Below are 23,537 nucleotides of genomic sequence, written 5' to 3' on the forward strand. Positions count from 1 at the left end.
GGACCGGTGAACCGCCTGCCCGAGCCGATCGAGTGGCTGAGCGATAACGGCAGCTGCTACGTCGCGCGCGACACCCGAGCCTTCGCCCGCGACATCGGGCTGATCCCGCGCACCACCCCGGTCAGCAGCCCGCAGTCGAACGGCATGGCAGAAGCGTTCGTCCGCACCCTCAAGCGCGACTATGTCCGCGTGAACCCCAGGCCGGACGCCCAGACCGTCATCAAGCAGCTGCCAGGCTGGCTCGCCCACTACAACGAGGTGCATCCGCATCGCGCTCTGGGCTATCGATCACCCCGCGAGTACATCGCGCAAACCCGCGAGGACCCGTCAGGCCTTTAGGGGGCAACAACAGGGCATAGCTGGCGAGCACTTGCCACTCCGCCAGCGCGGCGGAACGTCTCTCCCGGTAGGTTTGCCGGTCGGTGAGATGGCGCTCCAGGCTGAAGTGGTTGTGGATGTTGGCGTGGACGGAGGCGAACTTTTGTAGCGTCTTCATCTGCCGGAAGCGGAGCATGGCCCGTTCTCGTCGTCGGAACGGATGATGGCTGTTCTCCACCCTGTTGTTCGCCCAGCGGCCGACCTCCTGCTTGTCGGCATTGCCGAGCTCGTTCATCGCCGCGCGATAGCTGCGCAGGCCATCGGTGGTGATTGCCTCAGGTGTACCGTGGCGCTTCAGCGCCTTCTTCATGAAGGTGAGGGCGGCTGCCTTGTCGCGGGTTCTGGTGACGTAGCTCTCGAGCACCTCACCTTCGTGATCCACCGCTCGCCAGAGGTAGACCATCTCGCCATTCAGCTTCACGTACATCTCGTCCACCGTCGCTCGAGCGGCGATTTGACCTACCATCAGCTCGCATCGAGGGACGAGGCCGGCCTCGCCGAGGCTTTACGGGCGCTACGGCCTGTCGTGGAAGAGCGGCGTCGCCTTTCCGAGGTGGCCCGCCTGCGCGACCTCCTTCGCGCGCAAGCGCGCGACGAGAGAGGTCGGTTATTTCTGAATAGCACCAATCGTCGCTTCCTGTGTCAACGTCCGATCGATTTCTGTTGCGACGAACGAAGCTTTACGATCGTGATGAAGGAGCTCGCTATAGTTACAGGCGGCTCACGGCGCTGACGCAGAGGCGGGACCGTCGATCTGAAACTATTTCGAGCGGTGCGGCGAACAATTGGGCGCGGTTACTCGGCTTCCTCGTCCTCGACTTCCGACATTGGGGTGTAGATACCCACGTTTCGAAAGATTTCAGTCCCATTGGACTCGCCGACGACGAGCGTGTCTTCCTCGGTCTCGACCTTTCCCCATGCTTCGCAGAGCAGCGCCTCGATCACATCGAGAGGCGTTGAGCCGCCACCCTTTGTGACGGTAGAAATCCAGTCGGTGTCGCGCAGTCTGCCGTACCTTCCATCGGCGGTCTGGGCGATCTTGGTGCTGGCCTTAAACGAAGATTCGAACTCGCGCTTTGTAACGTCGTCGTCATCCTCGTGACTGATGGTTCCTTCGTAGACCTCCAGCCGATCGAGCGGCTCGACGGCCTCAACAAACTGCGAAGCGGTCATCCAATTTTCCTGCCACCAGACGACCGGCAGTTCCCCGACGTCGCCGCCGCAACCCATAACGAATGCAGCCGCTCGCGCTTTTTCCGCGTCGGGTATTTCGGCCGCGGCGAGCGCTATTGCCTGTTCGGACGACCAGGATGCGAGCACTGGCGCGGGCACGATCGGGCTCGCGGAATTGCGCGACGCGGTGGTCTCGACACCAATCAGAATGCCCGCAACCAATCCGATCTTGCTCGCGGCCAGCCCATCGACGGTAAGCAGGCCAGAAGTCGACCACTGATTTGCCGCATCGATGCGTGCGCGCCCGTAGAGCTTCCCATCTTCGTCTCGCAGCTCCACGAGTTCCTCCCACGCCTTAACCGGCGGAAGAGGCTCATCATCGTCGTCGGGGTCGTTGCCCCCTGTGATGCGGCTCAAGAGGGAGGCCGAGTTGATCTCGAGCCAATCGCCAGCCGAAGTATTGCGCAAAGGCTCATCGTTCTGGCTGACGGTAATGGCCACATCGCAGGCGGGGGCGATCGCGGCAATCACTCGGCTCAACCTGACCACCTGTCCCTTTGAAAAAGGATTCTTCCGGTAGAGCAATCCATCGGGGTCGAACGGATTGGTGTTGAGCTTAACCTCGACCCGCGTGCCGCCGTCCATCGGCACCTCTTTGGGGTCGGCGTTGCGCAGATTGGGCCTGGAGCCAAGGCCGTGACAGAATTCCAGCACGCGGGCAGAATGCGTGTCACGATCGTAACGCCGGCTGATGACGCGAACGAAATCGCCGAGCATGAAGATCGAGAAGAAGCCGATCCCATATTTGCCGCGGGATTTCATGCCCGCGGCGGCCAGGCCGGGAAACTCTTGGATCGCGAGCGACGACTTCCAGAACGAATTGCCAAAATCGATCAATGGGCCGGTCAGGACGGTCTGCGACATCCCGACGCCATTGTCTTCAAAGCAGAGCCAAAATCCGTCGTCCCTCTTTTGAAGCAGCACTTGGAGCTCGCCCCATTTGGGCGGACGTCCCTGTAGCCGTCGTCGCGCGGTGATTGCATCGAGGCCGTTTTGAATCAGCTCGCGGATCGGCGCCGCAGTGCTGTCGCCGTAAAGCTTACTGCCACCGAGTGTCGCAACGATCTTGGGAACGTCGCTGACGCGAACGGTGCTGTCGACCGGAACCCAGCCGACCGTTTCGACGGTCCGGGCAAGATCGCTAGGAGAATGCGCGCCCTCGACCCGCCGGACGACGAGTGGCTTCTTTTGACGGTCGCGGAGCACACGATCGACGTCACGCAGCTCGCGATCGACCATTTGGAGCGCGTCGAACGCTGTCCACCAGCTATCGGCGTCGGCGGCTTCGAAGGGCGGTTGGGCCGTATAAACGAGCGCGTCGGCCTGAACGTACGGCTTCGCCATTCGCTCTTGGAATTTCCAGTGATCCGCCGAGACGCCTGTGGGCTGAACGAGCGCAAATTCAAAGGCTGGCGCCCGGCGCTGGTCGAGGTGCATCGCGTCGGCGACCCGGAGCAGGCAGGCCACCTTCAGCAGATCGACCGTGCAATTCGTCACGTCCGGCAGGGCACCGAGAATGCCCGACAACTCCTCCTCGACCCTCGATATACCCCACCGATGGCTGTAGGCGATCTTCCCGATTTTCTGGCCATAGAAGTTGCGGACCTGCTGATCCTCGATGATGAACATCGGCTGCTTCTGCGGGCCGGTCCATGAGATCATCGGCAGGTTCTCGGCCTGCTTGGCGTGAAGCAGCCGGAGCGCATCCGCGGTGGCGCGGTCTTCGGCTTCCTTTGCGGCGGCCGTGTCGCCGGCCGGGACAGATGTCAGATACCGCGCATGCAGATCGCGCCATTCGGTTTGCTCGCGCAGCTCTGCGATCCCGTTAGGAAAGGCCGCAAGCGTCATCGCTGCATCGTGCAGCAGAATCGCGCCGCCGAAGACGAACGCTTCGGCGGGGTTGAGCTCGACATTCTCGCCAGCGGCAATGGCCGCCATCTCCCACAGGGCATCGAGGTGCGTGACGTCATGGACGGTCATGTGGGGAAGATCGCTGGCGATCTTTGCGACGAGCATGCTGGCACGCGCGCGCATCGCGTCGTAGCAACCGGCAAGGCGCGCCTGCTCTTCAGGAGTGGCGTCGGTGCGGCTTGCCTCGAAGGCCGCCTTCCAGAGTGCTGAATGCTTGAACGACATGGTTGTCTTGAACAGCAGGTCATTCATCGTCGCAACGGAATAGTGCTAACGCCTCGCGGTGAAAGCCGACCGGTCTCGCGTCCGCTGGCGTCTCCTGCGGCGAATAGCGATCGTATCCGCCGCATAGCTTGCGGAAACTAGCCTTTGCCGGTGCGGCGATTAAGCGCTACATTCTCCGCAAAGGGTGCGGTGAATATGCCTTACATCTACGAACGCGACGACTGGCCCCATTTCCGCTGGAGTGGCGACGCCCTCGCGACCAAACTCGCCGCCGTGCGCCACCGCCAGGGCCTTCTCCTTGGCCGCATGGGTGCCCTCGGATTCGAGTCGCGCAGCGAAGCTGTCCTGACCACTCTCACCGAGACGATCCTCAAATCCAGCGAAATCGAGGGCGAGCATCTCGACAAGCAGCAGGTGCGCTCCTCGATTGCGCGCCGGCTCGGCATGAACATTGCCGGCCTGATCCCTTCCGATCGGCACGTCGAGGGCGTGGTCGAGATGATGCTCGATGCCACCCAGAATTACGCCAAGCCTCTGACCGCCCAGCGGCTGTTCGACTGGCATGCCGCCATGTTCCCAACCGCACGCAGCGGAATGACCGTGATCACCGTAGGGGCGTGGCGCACCGACGAAAATGGGCCGATGCAGGTCGTCTCGGGCGCTGTCGGTCATGAGAATGTGCATTTTGAGGCGCCGGCAGCACCCGCCGTCGATGGCGAAATGTCTGTCTTCCTAGCCTGGTTCGAGGGTCGGCAAGAACTCGATCCCGTTTTGAAAGCCGGTATCGCCCACCTCTGGTTCGTGACGATCCACCCTTTCGAGGATGGCAACGGCCGGATTGCGCGCGCGATCGCCGATCTTGCCCTGGCTCGCTCGGACGAGAGCGCCCAGCGGTTCTACAGCATGTCGAGCCAGATTCGCGCGGAGCGGCGGACCTATTACGAACTTCTGGAGCGCACGCAGAAAGGCGATCTCGACATTTCGCCTTGGCTGAATTGGTTTCTCGACTGCCTCGGCCGGGCGTTTGAAGGCTCCGAACAGGCCCTCGCCACGGTGCTGGCCAAAGCCCGCTTCTGGGATCGGCACCAAGGCGCCCCGATCAACGAGCGTCAACGCGCGATTATAAACCGTCTGTTGAATGGCTTCGAAGGCAAGCTCACCAGCTCGAAATGGGCTAAGCTAACCAAGACATCAAACGATACTGCGTTGCGCGACATCCAAGATCTGATGGGCAAAGGAATCCTTCTTCGTGACGAGGGAGGCGGACGGAGCACAAGTTATTCGCTAGCCGACGAGGAGATCGGCTGAGGAGGGTCAAGTGGGGAAGTTGGGGGACTGGCTTGCAGGCCAAAGCGCCTGGGTGGGCGATGCGCTGCATCGAGCAGCACTGGCCGATGGTCCGACGGCGGAAGATGCCACGGCCATCGCAATCCGGGTCCAGGCGGCGCACGGGATAGCCGTCGAGGAGCAACCGGAATGCAAAGCCTTCGACGAAGCTTGCCTCGTCCCGAATGGCGGTGCTGCTGACCACGCTCTCCTGTGCTCTATCGGCCCGCTCGACCATGTCGATCGACTGGCCCCAGGTCAGGAGCTCAAATTCGCGCTCGACGGGCTGACGATCATCTTCGGCGAAAATGGCTCGGGCAAGAGCGGCTACGCCCGCGCGGCACGCCGCCTCTGCACGTCGCGCACTCCGTTCACGCTGCAGGGCAATGTCTACAAAGAGAATGAGGCGGCGCCGACGGTAGGATTCACCATCAAGACCGGGGACGCCGATCCGGTCGCGCATCAATGGGTCGAAGGTACGGCTCTCCCCGGCGCCTGTGCGCACATGACCTTCCTCGATACCGCCAACGCGCGCACCTATGTCGAAGACAAGACCGAGATCCTGTTCCTCCCGCCGGAAGTCCGCTGCCTGACCACTTTGGGTCAACTCTATGGGCTGGCCGCGCAGCAATGTCAGACAGCATCCGACGCGTTGACCACCGCCCACAGCGGCGCCGTCGGCGGGCAATTCTTCCTGACTACGACGGCCGGAGCGCTCGTCACCAAGCTGACGACAGCAACGGCGCTCGCCGACTTACCGTCGGCCGACGCGCTTCGGGCTGCGGCAGCCTGGGACGACAACGCTGCCGCTCAGCTCGCGGACGTTCGACTACAGCTTGCCCAAGGCCCGGCCGCCCAGGCCAGAACGCTCCGCCGCCTTGGCGACGTCGCCAAGCTGATCGCCGACAAGGGTATCGCCGCGATCCCCTCACTCGGGCAGGCCGAGATCGACAAGGATGTGGAGCTCGTGCGCAAACGCGCCGACGCGCGCGTCGCTGCCGATGCGTTCGCGGCCGAACAAGTTGGCCGCTTCCCGATCGCCACCACCGGCAGCGACACCTGGCGCCAGTTGTTTCGTCTCGCACGCCAGTTCGCCGCGGAAGCCGGGCTCGTGCCTGAAGATGGCGCGTTCGAGATAGACGACCTCTGCATGCTCTGTCAGCGGCCGTTGGATGCGGAAGCGCGAGACCGATTTGCCGCGTTCGACGCCTATATCGAGGCGGAGGCGGCCGCAGCGGTGGGTGCTGCTAACGACGCCATCGCAACACGCGTAGCGGCGCTTCGCGCTCTCGATCTCGTTACTGCCGAACAGGCCCTTCAAACCGTCGCCGAGCATCGCGCCAGTGACGAGGCGCTGCGCGCAATTGTCGAACGCGCGGCCGATGCGATCGGGGCGTTGAATGAGCATCGGCAACGCCTGATTGATCACCTAGAAGGGAGATCCGCCCTCAGTGACCGACCAGAAATCGCAGCGATCGTCACGCTCTCTCGCGCCGCCGATGATCTTCTCGCCCGCGCCGTGACGCTCGAGCAGGAAGGTGGTGTCGATCCGGCTGCAACTGCAGTGGAGCAAGAGTTGCGCGACCGCGAGACGTTGGCCGGCTGTATCGAGATGATAATCACCCGACGCGATGGTCTCGCCGACCGTCAGCGCTACCTTGCCTGCGTGGCCGCGTTGGGCACGCGTCCAATCTCGATCCTCGCCTCGTCCTTACGGGGCGAGCTCGTCACCCCCGAATTGCGTGGTCGGATCGAGCGCGAGATCACAGGCCTCGGCATAGACCACGTCCCGCTGCGATTCACCGAGCAGAGCGCGTCAGGCAAGAGCTTTTTCGAAATGGCGCTCGCGAGCGTCGGTCGCGCGAAGAAGGCGGCGGTCTTGAGCGAGGGCGAGCAGCGAGCGCTCGCGATAGCTTGTTTCCTAGCGGATGCGCACGTCAGTGAGAGCAAGGGCGCCATCATTGTCGATGATCCCGTAACCAGCCTCGATCACCAGCGTATCCGCCGTGTGGCGAACCGCTTCGTGGCTGAGGCGGGGCGCAGACGACAGGTAATCATCTTCACCCACAATTTGCTGTTCTACCAGGAAGTGCTTCGCGCCTGCGCGGACCGCCATCCGCAAGTTCCTGCTCTGCCATGTCTCATTCAACACTCGGCGGACGGATTTGGTCTCGCGTCCATCAATGACCAACCCTGGATTGCCAAGAAAGTGCGCGAGCGGGAGCGGGCGCTGGAAGAGCAGCTCAAATCGATTCCCGATGGGCTAGCCTCGGACAGCGAGGAGCTGCGCCGTCGCGCGAAGCAATTCTATACAGATCTCCGCGAAACATGGGAGCGTGCGGTCGAAGAGGTGGTTCTGGGCGGCGTGGTCGAACGATTTGGATCTGACGTGAAGACGCAAAGCCTCAAGATGGTCGATATCGACGACAACGACTATCGGACGATCTTCTTCGCGATGAAACGTGCCTCCGAGCGCTCTGGGCACGATCAGGCGAACGCGAAACAGATCGATGCGCCCGACAATAAGCAGATGGAATCGGATCTTCTTGAACTTCGAGGCTTTATAGCGACCCACAAAAAGAAGGGCCAAGCCGCGAGCGAACGCCGCAAGAATTTGGAACAACCACCGAAAGCGGAGGTCGCCCGATAGGGCATCTTTCGCGCTGAGGTAATGACTGCTTACGAGCTGCAGGCCCCGCCTCGCGAACGCGATATAGGGCGCGTAGGTGCTATCGCCAGCTTCATGAACAATCGTCCGCTTACGCCGTCTAAGCGCCGGTTAGCGGACGGGCCGAAATCCACCAAAGCAGTCCTTCTGCAGCTACGCTTCGCAGAACAATGATCCGGTCGCGATCGCTGGTTGGTTCAGCTTTTACTAATTTGCGACCGACTGCTGCATGACCCGCAGAAGGATGGGTCCAAGACGTGGTTTGGCGATCCGGCGTTTGCGCATTGACGCCAAATTCACTCACGCCGACCATTGTAGCCAGCGTGGCTGTTTCAGATCAGAGCGTCCGGCGCAAAACTGATCGAGTTTTTCGTGAAACCTTAACGCCTTTCCGCGTCAAATTGCGACCGTCGACCGTACCTCCGGCTCGAAACAGCGTAGGAGAGCGATTTGCCGCAAGCACAGCGAGCACCCAGTACCGCTATCGACGGCGAATTTGCCCAACCTGCGACGAACCCGGCTTGCACAACGGCACTACCAGCGCTGACCATCTCCAAGCGTGGATCATGGTTCCAGTCGCCCCATGTCTGTATTCCGGCGAACTGGGAGAAAGGCTCGCTCGTCATCCTGGTCGAGGTGGACGCGTGGAGCCGACTACTCAGTGCCGGCGGCGGTGACGTTACCGCCGCCAAGAAGACCGCACTCCGCCACGCAGAAACGCGCGGCAGCTGGGTGCCTGATTTCGGCGAGCCGGCAGTCCTGATCAAATGGTAGCTGCTCGATTATCACCTCTGCAGTGAAGCCATTTGTCCGCGCCACCGTACCTGTTCCAGCGGCCGATGACGCCGCTGGCAGGAGTGGCGACAATGCAGCATCTTGGACGAAAAGCGTGGCCGATTGCGCTGGCGGCGCTGATCACCCTACCGACGGTTCCTGCGAGCGCGTCGCCTGCTGCCTTCGATGTCGCACCGCTTAGCGACGCCTCGCTCGACATCGTGCGAGGCACGTTCCTTCCTGATCAGCGGCAGTACTATGCCATTCGCGACGCCTTCGGCCGCGACGATCTTCGCTTCTCCGCCGGCATCGGCGCGCTCCTGATGGATAACTGGTGGGCTGGACAAGGAGCAGAGTTGATCGCCTCGACGGTTATCTCAGGGCAGGGTAGATAGGCTGGCCGACAAACAGATGAAGTTCGGCAGGTGGTATCGCGCCATGTCAGTTCATCTCCGCCGCGAAGAACCAACGGATCAGTTCTGCCAGCTTACCCGGTCGCATTGATCACCGATCGCGAGATCATCGACGTCCGACCTGACCACTTCCACTTGACCGTGAACCGGTTAGGGTACGCCACACGAGAGTCGGGACGTTACGATCCTGACACCGTCACCGCTGGGAGGATGCGGGAGCCGCTGCTGCGCCATCGCGGTGTTGGCAGCGGTTCTAGCTGACCGCTTTGCTGCTACCTCGATGGCCGACCCGCACAAAAAGGGCCGGCGCGTAGGGCCGGCCCGAAGTTTGTAAGAGAGGATGCCTGAAAGGCATCGCCATGGTGCAATGCAGCGCGGTCGTAAGCAAGACGAATACGTAGACATAGCCGGATTGAACGGCGGCTAAGATCAGAAACCCGAGAACGGCCGCTCCGTTCTCCACCATTGCTCGCCGTCTGCTCGTCATCCGAAACGAGCAGCCGGGCGCCTAGACCGACTTACCGTCCGCTGCCTTTCGCCCGCTATGCACGACGGTGAACTCCTCACCGAGCTCCTGCATTTGGGCGAGGAACAACTCGATTGCATCGAGCGCGCGATGGTTCAGCACCAGCACCGTATCCATCTCGCCGTGTCCGTCGCCTTCGATCAGGTTCGCGTGGTTGAGGTGTTTGATCCAGCGGCTCATGATCGCAGGGCTGGTGCTGGTCAGTCGCGCCAGGTCATGACCATCGAGGCGCTTGCTGTTGGCGTCGGCGATGAAGAGGTGGAGCAATGCCTCCCAGGGTTGCTCGGCGAAGAGCGTGGACGGCAGAACCTCCTCACGCTTGCTCCGATAGCGTAGGATCGCCTCGGCAACCCAGACCTTCTCGTCCCGTGCGCTGCTCATATCGGCTTAAATAACCGCCCGCGCAGGCTGGTTCCACGCTAATTTCCATCACTATGCCGTGTCAGTGTTCCCGTCGATGCGCTCCTCGACGCAATGGTGAGCCTCTGCCAGCCGCACGGCCAACAGTGTGTCGCCATTTGCCTCGGCCCACAGGATTGCTTCATCCAGCAGGTCTCTGATCTGAAGTAATGCCGCTGCCGTCTCGGACATCGATGTTCCTCGTTTATGGTCAGGGTAGCAGCGAATTATGCGCGCCGCGTTAATGGAAGCTGGCTATCTCAGCATCAGTGCTTGCCTAGCTGGCGTGCGTTTCCAGTATGCCGCTGCACAATCCATTCGACTTGCTGCTGTTCCAGAGCGACAGCGGTTGCACACGAACAAGGGCGGCGAGTCGCCCACTTAGCCCTGAGTGACCGCTCACCGGGGCTGCGGCCGGTGGGAGCAGCAACGGTGCTGCCTTCCACCGGAGACCAGCATCATGATCAAGCTCACTGATACGCAAGCTATCCTGCTCTCGACCGCCTCGCAGCGTGAGGATGGAAGCGTGCTGCCGCTGCCTGACACGATCAAGGCGGGCGGCGGCACCAGCAAGGCGCTGGCCGCGTTGCGCAAGCGCGGTTTGGTCGAGGAGCGCCAGACCAGCGACCAGGACGCCGTGCACCGCATCGATGGTGACCTGCGTTACGCGCTGTACCTCACGCCTGCCGGAGCGCGCGCCATCGGCGTCGAGCCGAGTGGGTCGGTCGCCACGGACATCGACGGTGCGGCAGCACAGGCTCCGTCGTCGGTCGATGAGCCTAGCGATGCTACAGCGCCGGAGCGGACCAGCAAGGCGACACTGGTGCTCGGCCTGCTGATGCGCACCGATGGTGCCACACTGTCCGAGCTGATCGAGGCGACCGGCTGGCTGCCGCATACCACGCGCGCCGCCCTCACCGGCTTGCGCAAGAAGGGACACGGCATCGTGCGCACCAAGCGCCACGGCGAGACATGCTACTACATCGCGGAGCAGGCGTGATGGACGTCGCCGGCGAACTAGGCCGCCTGGAGCTGCTGACCTCCGCCGACCTGCGGCAGCGCTGGCGAACGCTGGTCGGCGGTCCCGCGCCCAAGATCAGCCCCAAGCTGCTCCGCCTCGCGCTCGCCTGGGAGATCCAGGCGAGGGCAGGGGGGCGGGCACCCGCGCGGCGTCACCCAGGCGCTCGACCAGCTGGCACGCGGGCAGACCCGCACGCAGAATGCGGCTCCTGGCATGCGGCTGGTACGCGAGTGGCAGGGACAGGTGCACGTCGTCACCGTCGGTGACGACGGCGTGATCTGCTGGGACGAGCGCGAGTGGCGCTCGCTGTCGGAGGTCGCGCGCGCGATCACCGGCACGCGCTGGTCGGGTCCGGCGTTCTTCGGCCTCAAGAAGAAGGCGGCCGCCGCATGAAACAGGTTCGCTGCGCCATCTACACGCGCAAGTCGTCGGATGAGGGGCTGGAGCAGAGCTTCAACAGCCTCGACGCGCAGCGCGAGGCGTGCGGCGCGTACATCCTCAGCCAGGCATCGGAGGGTTGGACCGCGCTGCCCGACATCTACGATGACGGCGGCCTGTCCGGCGGTACGCTGGAGCGGCCCGCGCTCAAGCGCCTGCTCGCCGAGGTGGCGGCGGGCCGCGTCGACATCATCGTCGTCTACAAGGTCGACCGGCTGACCCGCTCGCTGTTCGACTTCGCCAAGCTGGTCGAGACGTTCGATGCGGCGGGCACCAGCTTCGTGTCGGTGACCCAGTCGTTCAACACGACGACCAGCATGGGCCGACTCACGCTCAACATGCTGCTGTCCTTCGCGCAGTTCGAGCGCGAGGTCACCGCCGAGCGCATCCGCGACAAGATCGCCGCCTCGAAGGCGCGCGGCATGTGGATGGGTGGCACCCCACCGCTCGGCTACGCGCCGAACGACCGTACGCTCACCATCGTCGACGAGCATGCGACGCTCATCCGACACCTGTTTGCCCGCTATCTCGCACTCGGCAGCGTACGGCTGCTCCAGGAGGAGCTGGCAGGGCAGGGGATCACCGTGCCGGCGCGAGTCAGCATCGCCGGCAAGCCGCTCGGTGGCGGCTCGTTTACGCGGGGACAGCTCTACGGCATCCTCAAGAACGTGATCTACCGCGGTCAGATCGGGCACAAGGACAAGGTCTACCCCGGTCTTCACCCTGCCATCATCGACGAGGAGACGTTCTCGGCCACGCAAGCCATGCTCGCCGACCATCTCCAGGGTCACCGCGGGCGCGTGAACGCGACCGAGACCAGCCTGCTCGCCGGCAAGATCGTCGATGACAGAGGCGAGCCGTTAATCGCGACGCACGCCTGCAAGGGCAAGGTGCGACATCGCTACTATGTCAGCCGCGCTCTCCATCACGGCGGCAGCGACACCGGGCTGCGCGTGCCCGCGCGCGAGCTGGAGAGCCTTGTGACCGAGCGGTTGGCGACGCTGCTCGCTGATCCGCTGCGACTGGCGACTGCGATGTCGCTGACGGTGACGCCACACCTCCTGAACGCCTTGCCCGCACGGTGCACGACGCTGTCCGTAGAGCTCGGCGAGAGGCGCCCCTCACTCGTCGCTTCGGTGGTCACGCGGGTAGAAGTCGGCGCGGGCGAGATCGGCGTCACCGTTCATCTGCCGGCGCTCGCCGCGGCACTAGGCGTCGAGCAGCCGGTCGCCGGGCCCGACACCATCGTGCTGGCATGCGCGGCGCGCTTGACCCGATCGGGGCGGACGCTCCGGCTGGTCCACGACAATGGCGTGCTCACCCGCGCGGTGGCGGACAAGTCGCTCGTCCGGCTGGTGGCGCAGGCGCGGCGCTGGTGGCAGGTGCTGCGCGTCGGCGAGATCGCGGTTGCCGAACTGGCGCGGCGCGAAGGCGTCACCGCCTCCTACGCCACGCGTGTGCTGCGGCTCGCCTTCCTCTCGCCCGCTGTCACCGAGGCGATCCTCGCCGGTCGCCAGCGCGCCGGGGTGACCGGCGGCAGCCTGACCGTCGAGGGCGCTATCTCGCCTGATTGGAAGGCGCAGGCGACAGCGCTTCTCGCCGCCAGCTAGTCAGAGGTGCGAATGCAATAGGGCAAGCGGACCGCAGCAGGCTTGGCACCGTTGCGCTGCGCTCGGGGAAGCTCCCACGCTCCTAGTCCAGCGGAGCATGCCGAGCGACCAGAGCAGCAGTACGTTCCAGCGCGGCCAGGTCTCGGCGCGCCTGGCGCAGCGCGTCGAGCCGGGCAACGACCGGCTGGTCTGCTCGCTCGTCGAGCAGCACGGCACTCGCATGCTCCAGCACCATGCCGGCAAGGGTGAGAAGGTAGCGTTGCACGTCATCGGCCTGGGTCATGGTGACGCATCACGCGCACGGGAGGGCGCCGAAGTCGACCGCCAGCTTTTCCGGCAGCGGCGATCTAGTCGAGCTGCTTGCCCGGATCGCCCAAAAGGCTGCCTGGTTCCACCCCGAAGGGCGCGGCGAGCCGCTCGACGACGTCAATGGTCGGATTGCGCCGGCCGCGCTCGATGGCACTCACATAGGTGCGGTGAAGACCGGAGCGGTCGGCATACTCCTCCTGGCTCCAGCCTTGCGCCTCGCGCAGGGCACGTACGTTCCGACCGAGGCGCTCGCGTAAGTCCACGCGCATCTTGAGCGCTGGATGATGCTCATTGATCTACAGCTGATGAGTAACAATGGCGTTGACTTGATCCCCGCTTCCAAGCTTTCCCTTGTCTCCGATGAGTAACAAGGGAGAGGCCATGGTCCAGATGAGAGATGCCGCCGGTACGCCGGTGATGATCACGCCGGGGGTGGGCGGCACCGCGCTTGCGCGCGTCGTGCTGGGTACGGGCGAGTATAACGAGGCCTGGCTGCAGATGCTGGTGCAGAGCCACCCCGAGCTGCTGCCGCTCGGCCGCATCGAGCCTGCCTTCGCCGATGCTGTGCCGATTGCCTGCGAGGTGCCCTGCGCGCACGGCTTCATCGACAATCTGTTCCTGACACCGCGCGGCGACATCGTCCTCATCGAGGTCAAGCTGTGGAAGAACCCGCAGGCCAGGCGCGAGATGGTGGCGCAGCTCCTCGACTATGTCGCAGCACTCATGACCATGGACTATCAAGCCTTCGAGCAGGCGCTCGCCAAGGCCAGGCCGACCCGGATCACGAGTACGCTGTGGGACCTGTTCAAGGACCATCCCGACGCGGGCAGCGAGGCGGACTTCATCGACGCGGTGTCGGCGAACCTCGCTCGCGGGCGCCTGCTGGCGCTCGCGGTCGGCGACGGTGTCCGCGCCGAGGCACGCGCGCTCGCCTCCTTGCTCCAGTCGCATGCCGGTGCGCACTTCAGCCTGGCACTGGTCGAGCTGGGATTGTGGGAGGACAAGGAGGCGGGCCGCTGGCTATGTCTGCCCAGCACACTCCTCCAGACGGTGCTGGTCGAGCGCGGCATCGTCAGGGTGGAGCAGGGCGTCGCGAAGGTGCTGCCGGTGCCGACGAGCGCACCGGGCGCCACGCCGCAAACGCTCACCGGCACCATGTTCCTCGAGCAGCTCGCCGCCGTTGACCCGACGCTGCCGCAGGCACTCGCCGCCTTCGTCGCCCGGCTGGCGCCGCTCGGCGTCGTCGCCGAGCAGAAGGCATCACTCAGCCTCAAGGCCGATGTCGGCGGCCCCAAGCTCGTCAATCTGAGCAGCATCTCGAAGTCAGGGCAGCTGTGGACCGATTACCTCAGCAACAGCGTGCCGGTCGCACTGGCGACCCGGTACAATCAGCAGCTCGCCCACCTGATCGGCGGCAAGGTCGCCGCTACGCCGACACCCAGGCTGCTCGCCCAGACAGGTGGCGCGCCACTCGTTTCTGCGCTGCTGCCGAAGCATCAGGACGCGTGGGTCGACATCATCGCCGAGCTGCTCGCCGCGGCTCGCACCGCGCAGGACGACGCGGCGTGACGAAGACGCCGCGCTTCACTCTCGAGCCAGGCGGCTGGTACGCGATGACGATGTATCCCGGCTACGGCAACGAGCCGTATCGCTCTCCGGTCGAGGTGCACGGCCTCGAGGCGCTCGGCGGACGAGCGTTCGACCTTTCCTTCTACAACGTTGGCTATGCTTCGGGCGTACAGATGATGGAGAAGCGTTTTCGCACCATTCACCGCTATGCTGGCGCACTCGTGGTTCACGAGATGGTCGATGATGACCGCACCATCATCTTCGAGCCGCTGACCGCGGCCTGGGTGTCGGTGTACACGCCAGGGTTCGCCACCATGATGATCGAGGCGCTGAAGCGCTCGACGACGCTGTCGCAGTACAAGCCCGGTTAGCGGCGCCGTTGCGCTGCCACGATCCCAAGCTTCAGCGGTGGAAGTGAAAACGTTTTCACTGGATTGTGCCTTGTGAAAACGTTTTCACTTTCCAGCTTCATCCACACTTCGATAGTGACGCGCCTGTAGGCGCCAAAGCCAACCTTATCAGGTAATCCGGACACCTTCAGCGCGCTTGAAAACTGCCAGGAGCTAGATCTCCGTCACCGTTGCCAGATGGAACGTTTCCGCTGGGCATCGTGCCCACATCATCTGGTTGGCAGGCAAATTCAGCTTCCAGGACCTGGAACTGAGCCTCAAGCTCAGCCGTCCACACATTTCCGTTCTGTTCATCGGCCTGCATTGCCTCTTGATGCTTGAGCTCATCGAAGGCGTTGGCCTTTTCGAGCATACGGAAGAGGCGGCTCATGTCAGCCGGGTTGGCATTGATGAGGTTGGCGACCATTTTGTGGGCGAGCGCCTGGTACTTCGGCATCTTGATCACCTTGCCCTGGATGGTGACACTCACCGGTTCCATTAGTGCGCGCGCGGCAGCCTCGCCCATCGAGGTTGGCGGAGGCAGCTTCTTCGGTCGACCTTTTGGGTTGTGGCTGCCGCCAGCAAACTGTCCGCGCTGGTTCCTGGTGGGGCGGGGAGTCGCTCCCTCCTCTTCAGGTGATGAGCGACGATCGTCGCCGCTTCTGTGGTGGTTGGCGTTGCCGCTATGACCGTTGTGGTGCGTGGTAGACACGATGATGATCCCCCGGTTGCTGAAGCCGCGCCCCCCCGGCTGGCTTGTTGATGAACTTGTTGGTAGTGTTTGATCGCTACCGCCGCTCAGCCATGGCCAGCCTTGGCAGTGTCAGCGTCGACATCGCCGCCGGAGCGTTCCTCGGCGACCGCGGCGAACGACTGGCCGGTAGCGGTGAGCACTGCGCGCTGGCCGGTGACTTGCTCCCAGCGGCGCACCGCGACGTCGACGTACTTAGGGTCAAGTTCGATGCCGCGAACGCGTCGCCCACACTCCTCGCCAGCGATGATGGTGCTCCCCGAGCCAAGGAACGGATCAAGGACGAGGTCGCCGGCATGCGTCACGTCCAGCATCGCGTCGACCAGCAATTCGACCGGCTTGGGTGTGGGATGGTGAGCCAGCATCTTAGCCGCCGAGCTGCCAGGGGTGGTGGCGCCCGGATAACTCCACAGGTTGGTACGGTCGCGACCGTTGGCGCCCAGCTTGATGTTGTTCACCGCCGGTGTCATACTGCCATTGCAGAACACGGCCACGAGTTCATGCGCGGAGCGATAGACGCCACCCATGCCCCCGCGCTGCTTGTCCCATACCACCATGTTGATGAGGCTAAGGCCGGCACTTCTACCGGCGCTCATCAAATCGCCGATATGACGCCAATCCATGAACAACATCGCGACACTTGCGTGAGATAGATGTTGCTTTAGTAGCAAGCAAACTTTATACAGCCATTCCAAGAAAGCGGCGTCTGACATCTCGCCCGTGGCCTCGACGAACTCGCCGTGCTTCTTCTTGCCAAGGCCGCTTACATTACCGTCAATTTTAACATTGTACGGCGGATCGGTTAAAATCATCATCACTTGCTCGGCGCCGAGCAGTAGATTGTAGCTGTCTTGTTCTGTCGCAGATCCGCACAGCAGCAAGTGCTTGCCGAGCTGCCAGAGGTCGCCCACCATAGTGACGTTTAGCGACGTTGGTTCGGGTACCTCGTTCAGCGCTGACGAAGGGTCAGGCTCGCCGTCCAGCTTGATGATGTCGATTTCAGGCATGGTGAAGCCCGTGAGGCTCAGATCGAAGCTATCAGCGTCGAGCTCGATGATGACCTCGCGGAGGTGATCGAGGTCCCATTCACCCAGCTCAGCCGTGCGGTTCACCGCCACCATGACCAGCTTGCATTGAGCGGGGCTGAGATGGACCAGATCGATCACCGGCACGGTCGGCAGCACCAAGGCTTTGGCGGCCTCCAGCCGGCTATGGCCGTCGACCAGTTCGTCGCCACGCACCAGCACCGGCACCACGAAGCCATTGGCCGCGATGTTGGCGACGAGCGTCTTGACCAACGATGGCTTGGGTTTGCGTACCCGCTGCGTAGCCGGCTTGAGTGAGCCAAGTGGGCGCTGCTCGACGGTGAGCAGTGGCAGCAGATCCTTCTGAGTAACCTTGGCCGCCACGCCGCATGTCTCGGTCGCCACCTTCAGCGAGGCCTTGCGCGTAGCGGTCTTGATCAACAACGCGTTCTTAAGGGCGCCCCCCGTAGCAGTCTTCGTCATCGTTCTTCCTCCTCGAGTTGCCTCGGGAACGAAGACCGGCCTGCCTCCGGAAGAGACACGATCCAGTCTCCGCCCGAAAGCGGAAAACAAGTTCGTCGTTCTCTTCCTTGAGTGACGCGCCAGCAGTGCTGGCTTGCACCATATAAACGGGCGCCGTAGAGATACGGCAAGCCAAAAAACGTAAGCCGGAGAAAAAAGTTAGCGCGACTATTTAGTCACGCTGACGCGCTGCTAGGTGCTGCCCGCCAGCCGCCTACCACCTGGATGGTGCCCGCCTGTACAATCCGTCTTCATCGCTGCCTGCCTCGCCCTCGACAGGCGGGTACGCAGCGTCACCGGTTGTTACCAGTTATCGCCCAGATATGCTCCGGTTATCGACCTGTTTGGGAGAATGGGCTGCCGATAGGCAGCGAGGTTGGGACCGACTCTGATCGCCGTTGAAAGCGGCGGTTTTCTGCCGATGTCGAACGCTACCTGGTGCTGAGCTTATGGACGCAGTCGCGCGCCGATGCGCACAAACAAAATTATGGCGTCTAACTGGTTGTCCGAGGTTAGCGGTACTGCCCACCAGCCGCGTGGAGAAGATGGCCTTCAAAACAGCCGGACGGCGCTCTACCACCAGTCTCTCTGGTACCGTCGGATGACCTCAAGGCCGCAGAACTGCGCCGGTTCTGCGCGGCCAAGCCGCTTAGATATAAGATCGGAGGACTAAATGGCGGAGCGGACCGTCCTTCGAACCATCGATACGGAATCGCTCAAGTCAGATTTCGTACCGGATCGGTCTGACATGGAGAAACAGAGCGCGAAAATGCATACTGTTGGTTTGCAGCTGACTCTCTGCAGTACCGAACCAAACTCAACACCCGCGAATTTGCGCGGTTCTGCCGCCTGAAATTGGCGAAAACCGTGGCATTGCAAAAGCTTGAAGACTTGGTGGCGGAGACGGAGGGATTCGAACCCTCGGTACGATTTCCCGTACGACGCTTTAGCAAAGCGTTGGTTTCAGCCACTCACCCACGTCTCCGGATGCGGCAGAGGCGCGCTATAGCGGGGTGCGGTGGGGCGATCAACCGTGGCGGTGTTCATTGCGGGGACAGGCGGTTCGCGGTTAACGTCGGGGGTGGATACGAGAGGGACAGGCATGCGCTGGATAACAATGGGGCTGGCGGCTGCGCTGGGGATGATGGTGGCGCCCGTGGCGGCGCAGGTCCGCACGGTGGACCCCAACCAGGCGATCGACGCGGATCTGGCGCCGGGCGCGCGTTATCAGGAGCGCGCGCCGGTCGAGCCGGCCCGGCCGGCATCGATCCCGGCACCCGTGCCGCAGGCCCCGACCGCGCCGCCGCCGACCGCCGCCGTGCAGAGCGGGCAGGAAGCGCGGGCAGAGGCGACGACGCGCGCGTCGGAAACCTACGAGCGCGACGACCTGATGGCGGCGGGCGAAGGGGTGTTCGGCAAGGGTGCCGAGGGCCTGGCGGGCATCATCGAGCGCGTCCTGAAGGACCAGGGACGGCCCAACGCCTATATCGCCGGGCGCGAGGCATCGGGCGCGTTCATCGTCGGCCTGCGCTACGGCTCCGGCATCATGACGCACAAGGTGGAGGGGCAGCAGCCGGTATATTGGACGGGCCCTTCGGTGGGTTTCGACGTGGGCGGCGACGCCAACAAGGTGTTCGTGCTGGTCTACAACCTCTACGACACGGAGGAGCTGTTCCACCGATTCCCCGCGGCCGAGGGCCGGCTGTACGCGATCGGCGGGTTCGCGGCGTCGTACCTGCGGCGCGGCAACGTGGTGCTGATCCCGATCCGGTTGGGGGTCGGCTGGCGGGCGGGCGTCAACGTCGGCTACATGAACATCACGCACAAGAGCCGGTGGCTGCCGTTTTAAGTTCACGCTTGCTTGACTGATTGACCCCTGGAACGAAACTCGTCGGGCCGATCGTTTCCGGAAATCGAGGTAATAAGAGCGAGCGCCGGAAGGCACGCGGCTCGTTATGTCATGGCCGGCGCTTGTAGGACAGCGTCAGTCGACGACGCGCCAGCCGAGCGTCTCGCCGGCGTGGAAGGGGACGACGGCGTCGTCCTCAGTGGCGATCCGCTCGGGCACGAGGACGGGCGCGCGCTCCAGCGTCACCGTGCCTTCGTTGAGCGGCAAGCCGTAGAAGCGGGCGCCGTGTTCGGACGCGAAGCCTTCCAATCGGTCTAGGGCGCCTTCGCGGTCGAAGACGGTGGCGTAGCTTTCCAGCGCGAAGGGAGCGTTGAAGATGCCGGCGCAGCCGCAGGCGGCCTCCTTGCGACGGACGCCGTGAGGGGCGGAATCGGTGCCGAGGAAGAATTTGGGGGAGCCGGAAATGGCCGCGTCGACCACGGCGCGGCGGTGGCGCTCGCGCTTCAGCACGGGCAGGCAGTAGGCGTGGGGGCGCAGGCCGCCCTCGAACAGCGCGTTGCGATCGAGTAGCAGGTGCTGCGGCGTGATCGTCGCGGCGAGGGTGGCGGGGCCGTCGGCGACGAACTGCGCGGCGTCGGCGGTGGTGATGTGTTCGAGGACGATCTTTAGCGCGGGGAAGTCGCGCAGGATGCCGGTGAGGACGCGAGTGAGGAACGCGGCCTCGCGGTCGAAGATGTCGATGGCGGGATCGGTCACCTCGCCGTGGACGAGGAGCGGCATGCCGATCGCCTGCATCCGGTCCAGCACGGGGGCGAGCTTGGCGACGTCGGTGACGCCGCTCGCCGAATTGGTGGTGGCGCCGGCGGGGTAGAGTTTCGCGGCGGTGAACACGCCGTCCGCGTGGCCGGCGGCGAGGTCGTCCGGGTCGGTGTGGTCGGTCAGGTAGCAGGTCATCAGCGGCTGGAAACCGTCCGCCGCCGCCAGGATGCGGTCACGATAGGCGGCGGCGGCGGCGGTGGTGGTGACCGGCGGCTGGAGGTTGGGCATGACGATCGCGCGGGCGAAGCGGCGCGCGGTGAAGCGTGCCACGCCGCGCAGCATCGCGCCGTCGCGCAGGTGGACATGCCAGTCGTCGGGGCGGCGGATGGTGAGGCGATCGGTCATGCGGAGCTTCCTAGGATGAATCGACATTCAACTTCCGTTCGCCCTGAGGAGCCGTTAAGCGACGTCGAAACGGCGTCTCGAAGGGCCTGTGCTTCGAGACGAGGCTTCGACTTCGCTCAGCCTCTCCTCAGCACGAACGGTTGCTTGCCTGATTGTCGCTCCGACTTAGCTTCGGTCGCGTCGGTTGGAAATCGGGCAAACGCGCGCCATCTGACGGGGCATGAACGCGACCACTTTGGCCGACCGTGCGCTGCTGCGCGTGTCGGGAGACGATCCGCGCGGGTTCCTGCAAGGGCTTGTGACCAATGACACGGCCGGCGCGCTGCCGGTGTGGGCGGGGCTGCTGACGCCGCAGGGGAAGGCGTTGTTCGACTTCATCCTGTGGGCGGATGGCGACGACGTGCTGATCGACTGCGAGGCGGATCAGGCGGAGGCGCTGGCCAAGCGGCTGGCGATGTACCGGCTGCGGCGGGCGATCGCGATCGAGCAGGTCGAGGGGCTGGCGGTGCATTGGTCCGCCCGGCCGCATGGCGTGGCGAGGCACGATCCGCGGCTGGCCGAGCTGGGATACCGCTGGCTGGCGCCGCCGGGCGCGCCGGTCGAGGGGTGGCGGGCGCATCGGCTGTCGCTGGGCGTGGTCGAGGGCGTGGGGGAGCTCGGGTCGGGCGAGACGCTGTGGCTGGAGTGCAATGCGGGCGAGCTGGGCGGGGTGAGCTTCACCAAGGGCTGCTATGTCGGGCAGGAGAATACGGCCCGGATGCATCACCGGGCGAAGGTCAACCGGCGGCTGGTGGTGGTGCGGGTCGCGGACGAGGGGGAGCGGACGCGGGTGCGCTATCCGGAATTGGGGTGGATGGTGGAGCATCGGCGCGTCGAGGCGCTGGGGGATGCGGTGCGGTCGGCTTGGCTGGAGGCGGCGTTGGCGTAGATTCAAATGGGAGCAGCGCATTGCTGCACCCCGGTGGAGGCGAGATCTCTGCGAAACATCTTGGCACCTGCTTCTTCCGTCATGCCGGGCTTGTCCCGGCATCCAGAGCCACGAACGGCGGCGCTGCTTGACCCTGGATGCCGGGACAAGCCCGGCATGACGGAAGGACTTTCGCAGAGCTTTCGCGAAGGCCGGGGCCCAGTTGGGTAACGAGGATGGGAAGCGTTGCGATGCCTCAATAGCCCTCCCCAACTGGGCCCCGGCCTTCGCCGGGGAGGTAGCAACGCGAATGTCGATCGGCTCCGAACGGTCAGGCCGCTCGGGCGAGGGTGTCGAGGGCGGTGGTGACGGTCGGCAGGATGCGGTCGACGACGATGCCGATGGCGCGGGCGTTGGGGTGGAGGCCGTCGGCCAGGACCAGCGACGGGTCGCCGATCACGCCGTCGAGGAAGAAGGGGTAGATCGGTGCGCCGTGCGCGGCGGCGACGGCCGGGAAGACGGCGTCGAAGGTCGCGGCGAAGGGGCCGAGGAAGAAGGGCGCGCGCATGCCGGCGACGAGCGGCGGGATGCCGACGTCGCGCAGGCCGTGGAGGATCGCGTCGAGATTCTGGCGCATGCGGGCAGGCTCGACGCCGCGCAGCAGGTCGTTGGCGCCGAGTTCGACGATGGCGAGGTCGGGCCGCGCCGACAGGCCCGACAGGACGCGCGGCAGGCGGGCGAGGGCACTCGCGGTGGTGTCGCCCGAGACGCCGGCATTGATGACGCGCGCGGCGGGGCGCGTGCGGCGGAGCGCCGCCTGGAGCTGCGCGGCGAACGACTGATCGGAGGGGAGGCCGTAGCCGGCGGTGAGGCTGTCGCCGAACGCGAGGACGACGGGATCGCCCGTGGGGGAATGCGGCATCGTCCCCAGATCGGGACGAGGGGGCGAATTTACTAGCGGCAGCGGTCGGTTCAAATCGTGTGCGCCAGCCGCTACAGGCGCGGCCATGACCGATCACACGCCCGACGCCACCCTTCTCGCCAAGGCGGAGACGCTGACCGAGGCGCTGCCCTATCTGCAACGCTACGCCGGCAAGACGTTCGTGGTGAAGTATGGCGGCCACGCGATGGGCGACCCCGAGTTGCAGCGCGATTTCGCCGAGGACGTGGTGCTGCTGAAGGCGGTGGGGATCAACCCCGTCGTCGTCCACGGCGGCGGGCCGCAGATCGGCGCGATGCTGAAGCGGCTGGGCGTCGAATCGACCTTCGTCAACGGCCTGCGCGTTACGGATGCGGAGACCGCCAAGATTGCCGAGATGGTGCTGGCGGGATCGATCAACAAGGATATCGTCGGCTGGATCGGCCAGGCGGGCGGCCGCGCGGTGGGCGTATCGGGCAAGGACGCCGGGCTGGTGCTGGCGGAGAAGGTGGGGGTGCGCGATCCCGATCCGCTCCAGGGGATCGAGCGGCACGTCGACCTGGGCTTCGTCGGCGAGCCGATCGCGGTCGACCGGCGCATCCTCGACACGTTGTCGAACGCCGGGATCATCCCGGTGGTGGCGCCGGTCGGCGTAGGCGCGGACGGGACGACCTACAACATCAACGCCGATACCATGGCAGGCGCGATCGCGGCGGCGATGGGGGCGGCGCGGTTCTTCCTGCTGACCGACGTGGCCGGCGTGCTGAGCAAGGAGGGGGAGCTGCTGACCTCGCTCGACGCGGCGGCGGTGGCCGCCTTACGCGCCGACGGCACGATCACGGGCGGCATGATCCCCAAGATCGAGACGTGCGTGGCGGCGGTGGAGGCCGGGGTGGACGCGGCGGTGATCCTGGACGGTCGTATTCCGCACGCGATGCTGCTGGAGATCTTCACTAAACAGGGCGCGGGGACGCTGGTGAGCGCGGGCGCGGCGTGAGGATAGGACATCCGTCATGCCGGGCTCGTCCCGGCATCCAGGGCAACGGACGGTGCCGCTGCTTGGCCCTGGACCCCGGCACGAGGCCGGGGTGACGGGGTGTGTGGTGCAGGCGTTTCCGATACTCGGTTGAGGGACGAGCCCGGCATGACGGAGGACGTGGAGGGTTCTCGTCCCGCCGAGCCATCCCTATAGATAGCCCGACCCATCCGGA

General features: G+C 64.4%; 22 protein-coding genes, 1 tRNA gene and 1 pseudogene. 13 read left to right on the forward strand and 11 right to left on the reverse strand.

From position 1 onward, the window contains the following. On the forward strand, positions 1 to 339 hold a 339-nt coding region (locus BM145_RS11535), incomplete at its 5' end, for an integrase core domain-containing protein (protein WP_143090173.1). A gap of 25 nt (positions 340 to 364) precedes the next feature. On the opposite strand, the pseudogene BM145_RS11540 reads toward BM145_RS11535, so the two are convergent. Both BM145_RS11540 and BM145_RS11545 read right to left on the reverse strand, forming a co-directional pair. Beyond that, positions 365 to 814 (reverse strand): annotated as a pseudogene (locus BM145_RS11540) (IS6 family transposase); the annotation flags it as partial. A 359-nt stretch (positions 815 to 1,173) separates the two neighbouring features. Next, complete coding sequence (locus tag BM145_RS11545; protein WP_218149658.1) at positions 1,174 to 3,774, reverse strand: HD domain-containing protein; 2,601 nt, start codon at positions 3,772 to 3,774, stop codon at positions 1,174 to 1,176. Positions 3,775 to 3,942: 168 nt separating this feature from the next. Between BM145_RS11545 and BM145_RS11550 the strand changes: the two genes are divergently transcribed. The 4 genes from BM145_RS11550 to BM145_RS11560 all read left to right on the forward strand — a co-directional run bounded on the left by BM145_RS11550 (position 3,943) and on the right by BM145_RS11560 (position 8,910). Continuing rightward, complete coding sequence (locus BM145_RS11550) at positions 3,943 to 5,055, forward strand: Fic family protein (RefSeq protein WP_093333812.1); 1,113 nt, start codon at positions 3,943 to 3,945, stop codon at positions 5,053 to 5,055. A gap of 52 nt (positions 5,056 to 5,107) precedes the next feature. Further along, a complete protein-coding gene (locus BM145_RS11555; RefSeq protein ID WP_143090174.1) occupies positions 5,108 to 7,723 on the forward strand; it encodes an AAA family ATPase in 2,616 nt (871 codons plus the stop codon). A 468-nt stretch (positions 7,724 to 8,191) separates the two neighbouring features. Continuing rightward, positions 8,192 to 8,515: a hypothetical protein gene (locus BM145_RS15740; protein WP_143090175.1), complete on the forward strand. Its 324-nt coding sequence runs from the start codon at positions 8,192 to 8,194 to the stop codon at positions 8,513 to 8,515. 65 nt (positions 8,516 to 8,580) lie between these two features. Then, positions 8,581 to 8,910 (forward strand): hypothetical protein, encoded by a 330-nt coding sequence (locus BM145_RS11560; RefSeq protein ID WP_143090176.1) that lies wholly within the window; start codon positions 8,581 to 8,583, stop codon positions 8,908 to 8,910. 526 nt (positions 8,911 to 9,436) lie between these two features. Here the strand turns inward: BM145_RS11560 and BM145_RS11565 are convergent. Both BM145_RS11565 and BM145_RS16075 read right to left on the reverse strand, forming a co-directional pair. Continuing rightward, the gene (locus BM145_RS11565) at positions 9,437 to 9,835 is read right to left on the reverse strand and encodes a hypothetical protein (RefSeq protein WP_093333815.1); all 399 of its coding nucleotides are present in this window, start codon (positions 9,833 to 9,835) and stop codon (positions 9,437 to 9,439) included. A gap of 51 nt (positions 9,836 to 9,886) precedes the next feature. Further along, the gene (locus BM145_RS16075; protein WP_177200185.1) at positions 9,887 to 10,045 is read right to left on the reverse strand and encodes a hypothetical protein; all 159 of its coding nucleotides are present in this window, start codon (positions 10,043 to 10,045) and stop codon (positions 9,887 to 9,889) included. Between the two features lie 268 nt (positions 10,046 to 10,313). Here BM145_RS16075 and BM145_RS11570 point away from each other — a divergent pair, with 268 nt between their 5' ends. The 3 genes from BM145_RS11570 (at position 10,314) to BM145_RS11580 (ending at position 12,922) form a co-directional block, all read left to right on the forward strand. After that, on the forward strand, positions 10,314 to 10,853 hold the full coding sequence (locus tag BM145_RS11570; protein ID WP_093333816.1) for a DUF3489 domain-containing protein: 540 nt from the start codon (positions 10,314 to 10,316) through the stop codon (positions 10,851 to 10,853). Between the two features lie 234 nt (positions 10,854 to 11,087). Next, on the forward strand, positions 11,088 to 11,267 hold the full coding sequence (locus tag BM145_RS16405; protein ID WP_143090178.1) for a DUF2924 domain-containing protein: 180 nt from the start codon (positions 11,088 to 11,090) through the stop codon (positions 11,265 to 11,267). Then, positions 11,264 to 12,922 (forward strand): recombinase family protein, encoded by a 1,659-nt coding sequence (locus BM145_RS11580; RefSeq protein WP_093333817.1) that lies wholly within the window; start codon positions 11,264 to 11,266, stop codon positions 12,920 to 12,922. Before BM145_RS16405 ends, BM145_RS11580 begins: the two co-directional genes overlap by 4 nt. 82 nt (positions 12,923 to 13,004) lie before the next feature. On the opposite strand, the gene BM145_RS11585 is transcribed toward BM145_RS11580, so the two are convergent. Together BM145_RS11585 and BM145_RS11590 are read right to left on the reverse strand one after the other, a co-directional pair. Next, positions 13,005 to 13,205 (reverse strand): hypothetical protein, encoded by a 201-nt coding sequence (locus BM145_RS11585; protein ID WP_093333818.1) that lies wholly within the window; start codon positions 13,203 to 13,205, stop codon positions 13,005 to 13,007. A 64-nt stretch (positions 13,206 to 13,269) separates the two neighbouring features. Beyond that, positions 13,270 to 13,500, reverse strand: coding sequence for a helix-turn-helix domain-containing protein (locus tag BM145_RS11590; protein ID WP_245739291.1), 231 nt, complete (start codon positions 13,498 to 13,500; stop codon positions 13,270 to 13,272). Positions 13,501 to 13,612: 112 nt separating this feature from the next. Here BM145_RS11590 and BM145_RS11595 point away from each other — a divergent pair, with 112 nt between their 5' ends. Then, positions 13,613 to 14,800, forward strand: a complete 1,188-nt coding sequence (locus tag BM145_RS11595; RefSeq protein WP_093333819.1) for a hypothetical protein — start codon at positions 13,613 to 13,615, stop codon at positions 14,798 to 14,800. After that, positions 14,797 to 15,171 (forward strand): hypothetical protein, encoded by a 375-nt coding sequence (locus BM145_RS11600; RefSeq protein WP_143090179.1) that lies wholly within the window; start codon positions 14,797 to 14,799, stop codon positions 15,169 to 15,171. The genes BM145_RS11595 and BM145_RS11600 overlap by 4 nt, the downstream gene beginning before the upstream one ends. A gap of 166 nt (positions 15,172 to 15,337) precedes the next feature. Here BM145_RS11600 and BM145_RS15755 read toward each other — a convergent pair whose 3' ends face one another. The 3 genes from BM145_RS15755 to BM145_RS11615 all read right to left on the reverse strand — a co-directional run bounded on the left by BM145_RS15755 (position 15,338) and on the right by BM145_RS11615 (position 18,472). Next, the gene (locus BM145_RS15755; RefSeq protein WP_143090180.1) at positions 15,338 to 15,901 is read right to left on the reverse strand and encodes a DUF5681 domain-containing protein; all 564 of its coding nucleotides are present in this window, start codon (positions 15,899 to 15,901) and stop codon (positions 15,338 to 15,340) included. 86 nt (positions 15,902 to 15,987) lie between these two features. Continuing rightward, positions 15,988 to 17,448 carry a DNA modification methylase gene (locus BM145_RS11610; protein ID WP_093333822.1) on the reverse strand — a complete coding sequence of 487 codons (1,461 nt, stop codon included), beginning with the start codon at positions 17,446 to 17,448 and terminating at the stop codon, positions 15,988 to 15,990. A gap of 934 nt (positions 17,449 to 18,382) precedes the next feature. After that, positions 18,383 to 18,472: transfer RNA gene (locus BM145_RS11615), tRNA-Ser, on the reverse strand. A 117-nt stretch (positions 18,473 to 18,589) separates the two neighbouring features. On the opposite strand from BM145_RS11615, the gene BM145_RS11620 reads away from it, so the two are divergent. Beyond that, the gene (locus tag BM145_RS11620; RefSeq protein ID WP_093333823.1) at positions 18,590 to 19,336 is read left to right on the forward strand and encodes a DUF1134 domain-containing protein; all 747 of its coding nucleotides are present in this window, start codon (positions 18,590 to 18,592) and stop codon (positions 19,334 to 19,336) included. A 135-nt stretch (positions 19,337 to 19,471) separates the two neighbouring features. On the opposite strand, the gene pyrC is transcribed toward BM145_RS11620, so the two are convergent. Further along, positions 19,472 to 20,500: a dihydroorotase gene (pyrC, locus tag BM145_RS11625; protein ID WP_093333824.1), complete on the reverse strand. Its 1,029-nt coding sequence runs from the start codon at positions 20,498 to 20,500 to the stop codon at positions 19,472 to 19,474. 220 nt (positions 20,501 to 20,720) lie between these two features. Between pyrC and ygfZ the strand changes: the two genes are divergently transcribed. Further along, entirely contained in the window at positions 20,721 to 21,428 is a 708-nt protein-coding gene (gene ygfZ, locus BM145_RS11630; protein ID WP_093333825.1) for a CAF17-like 4Fe-4S cluster assembly/insertion protein YgfZ, read from the forward strand. 310 nt (positions 21,429 to 21,738) lie between these two features. On the opposite strand, the gene BM145_RS11635 is transcribed toward ygfZ, so the two are convergent. Continuing rightward, a complete protein-coding gene (locus tag BM145_RS11635; RefSeq protein ID WP_093333826.1) occupies positions 21,739 to 22,329 on the reverse strand; it encodes an arylesterase in 591 nt (196 codons plus the stop codon). Positions 22,330 to 22,414: 85 nt separating this feature from the next. On the opposite strand from BM145_RS11635, the gene argB reads away from it, so the two are divergent. Beyond that, positions 22,415 to 23,323: an acetylglutamate kinase gene (argB, locus tag BM145_RS11640; protein WP_093333827.1), complete on the forward strand. Its 909-nt coding sequence runs from the start codon at positions 22,415 to 22,417 to the stop codon at positions 23,321 to 23,323. Positions 23,324 to 23,537 lie beyond the last annotated feature (214 nt).

The organism is Sphingomonas rubra, from assembly GCF_900115745.1.
GTDB lineage: Bacteria > Pseudomonadota > Alphaproteobacteria > Sphingomonadales > Sphingomonadaceae > Sphingomonas > Sphingomonas rubra.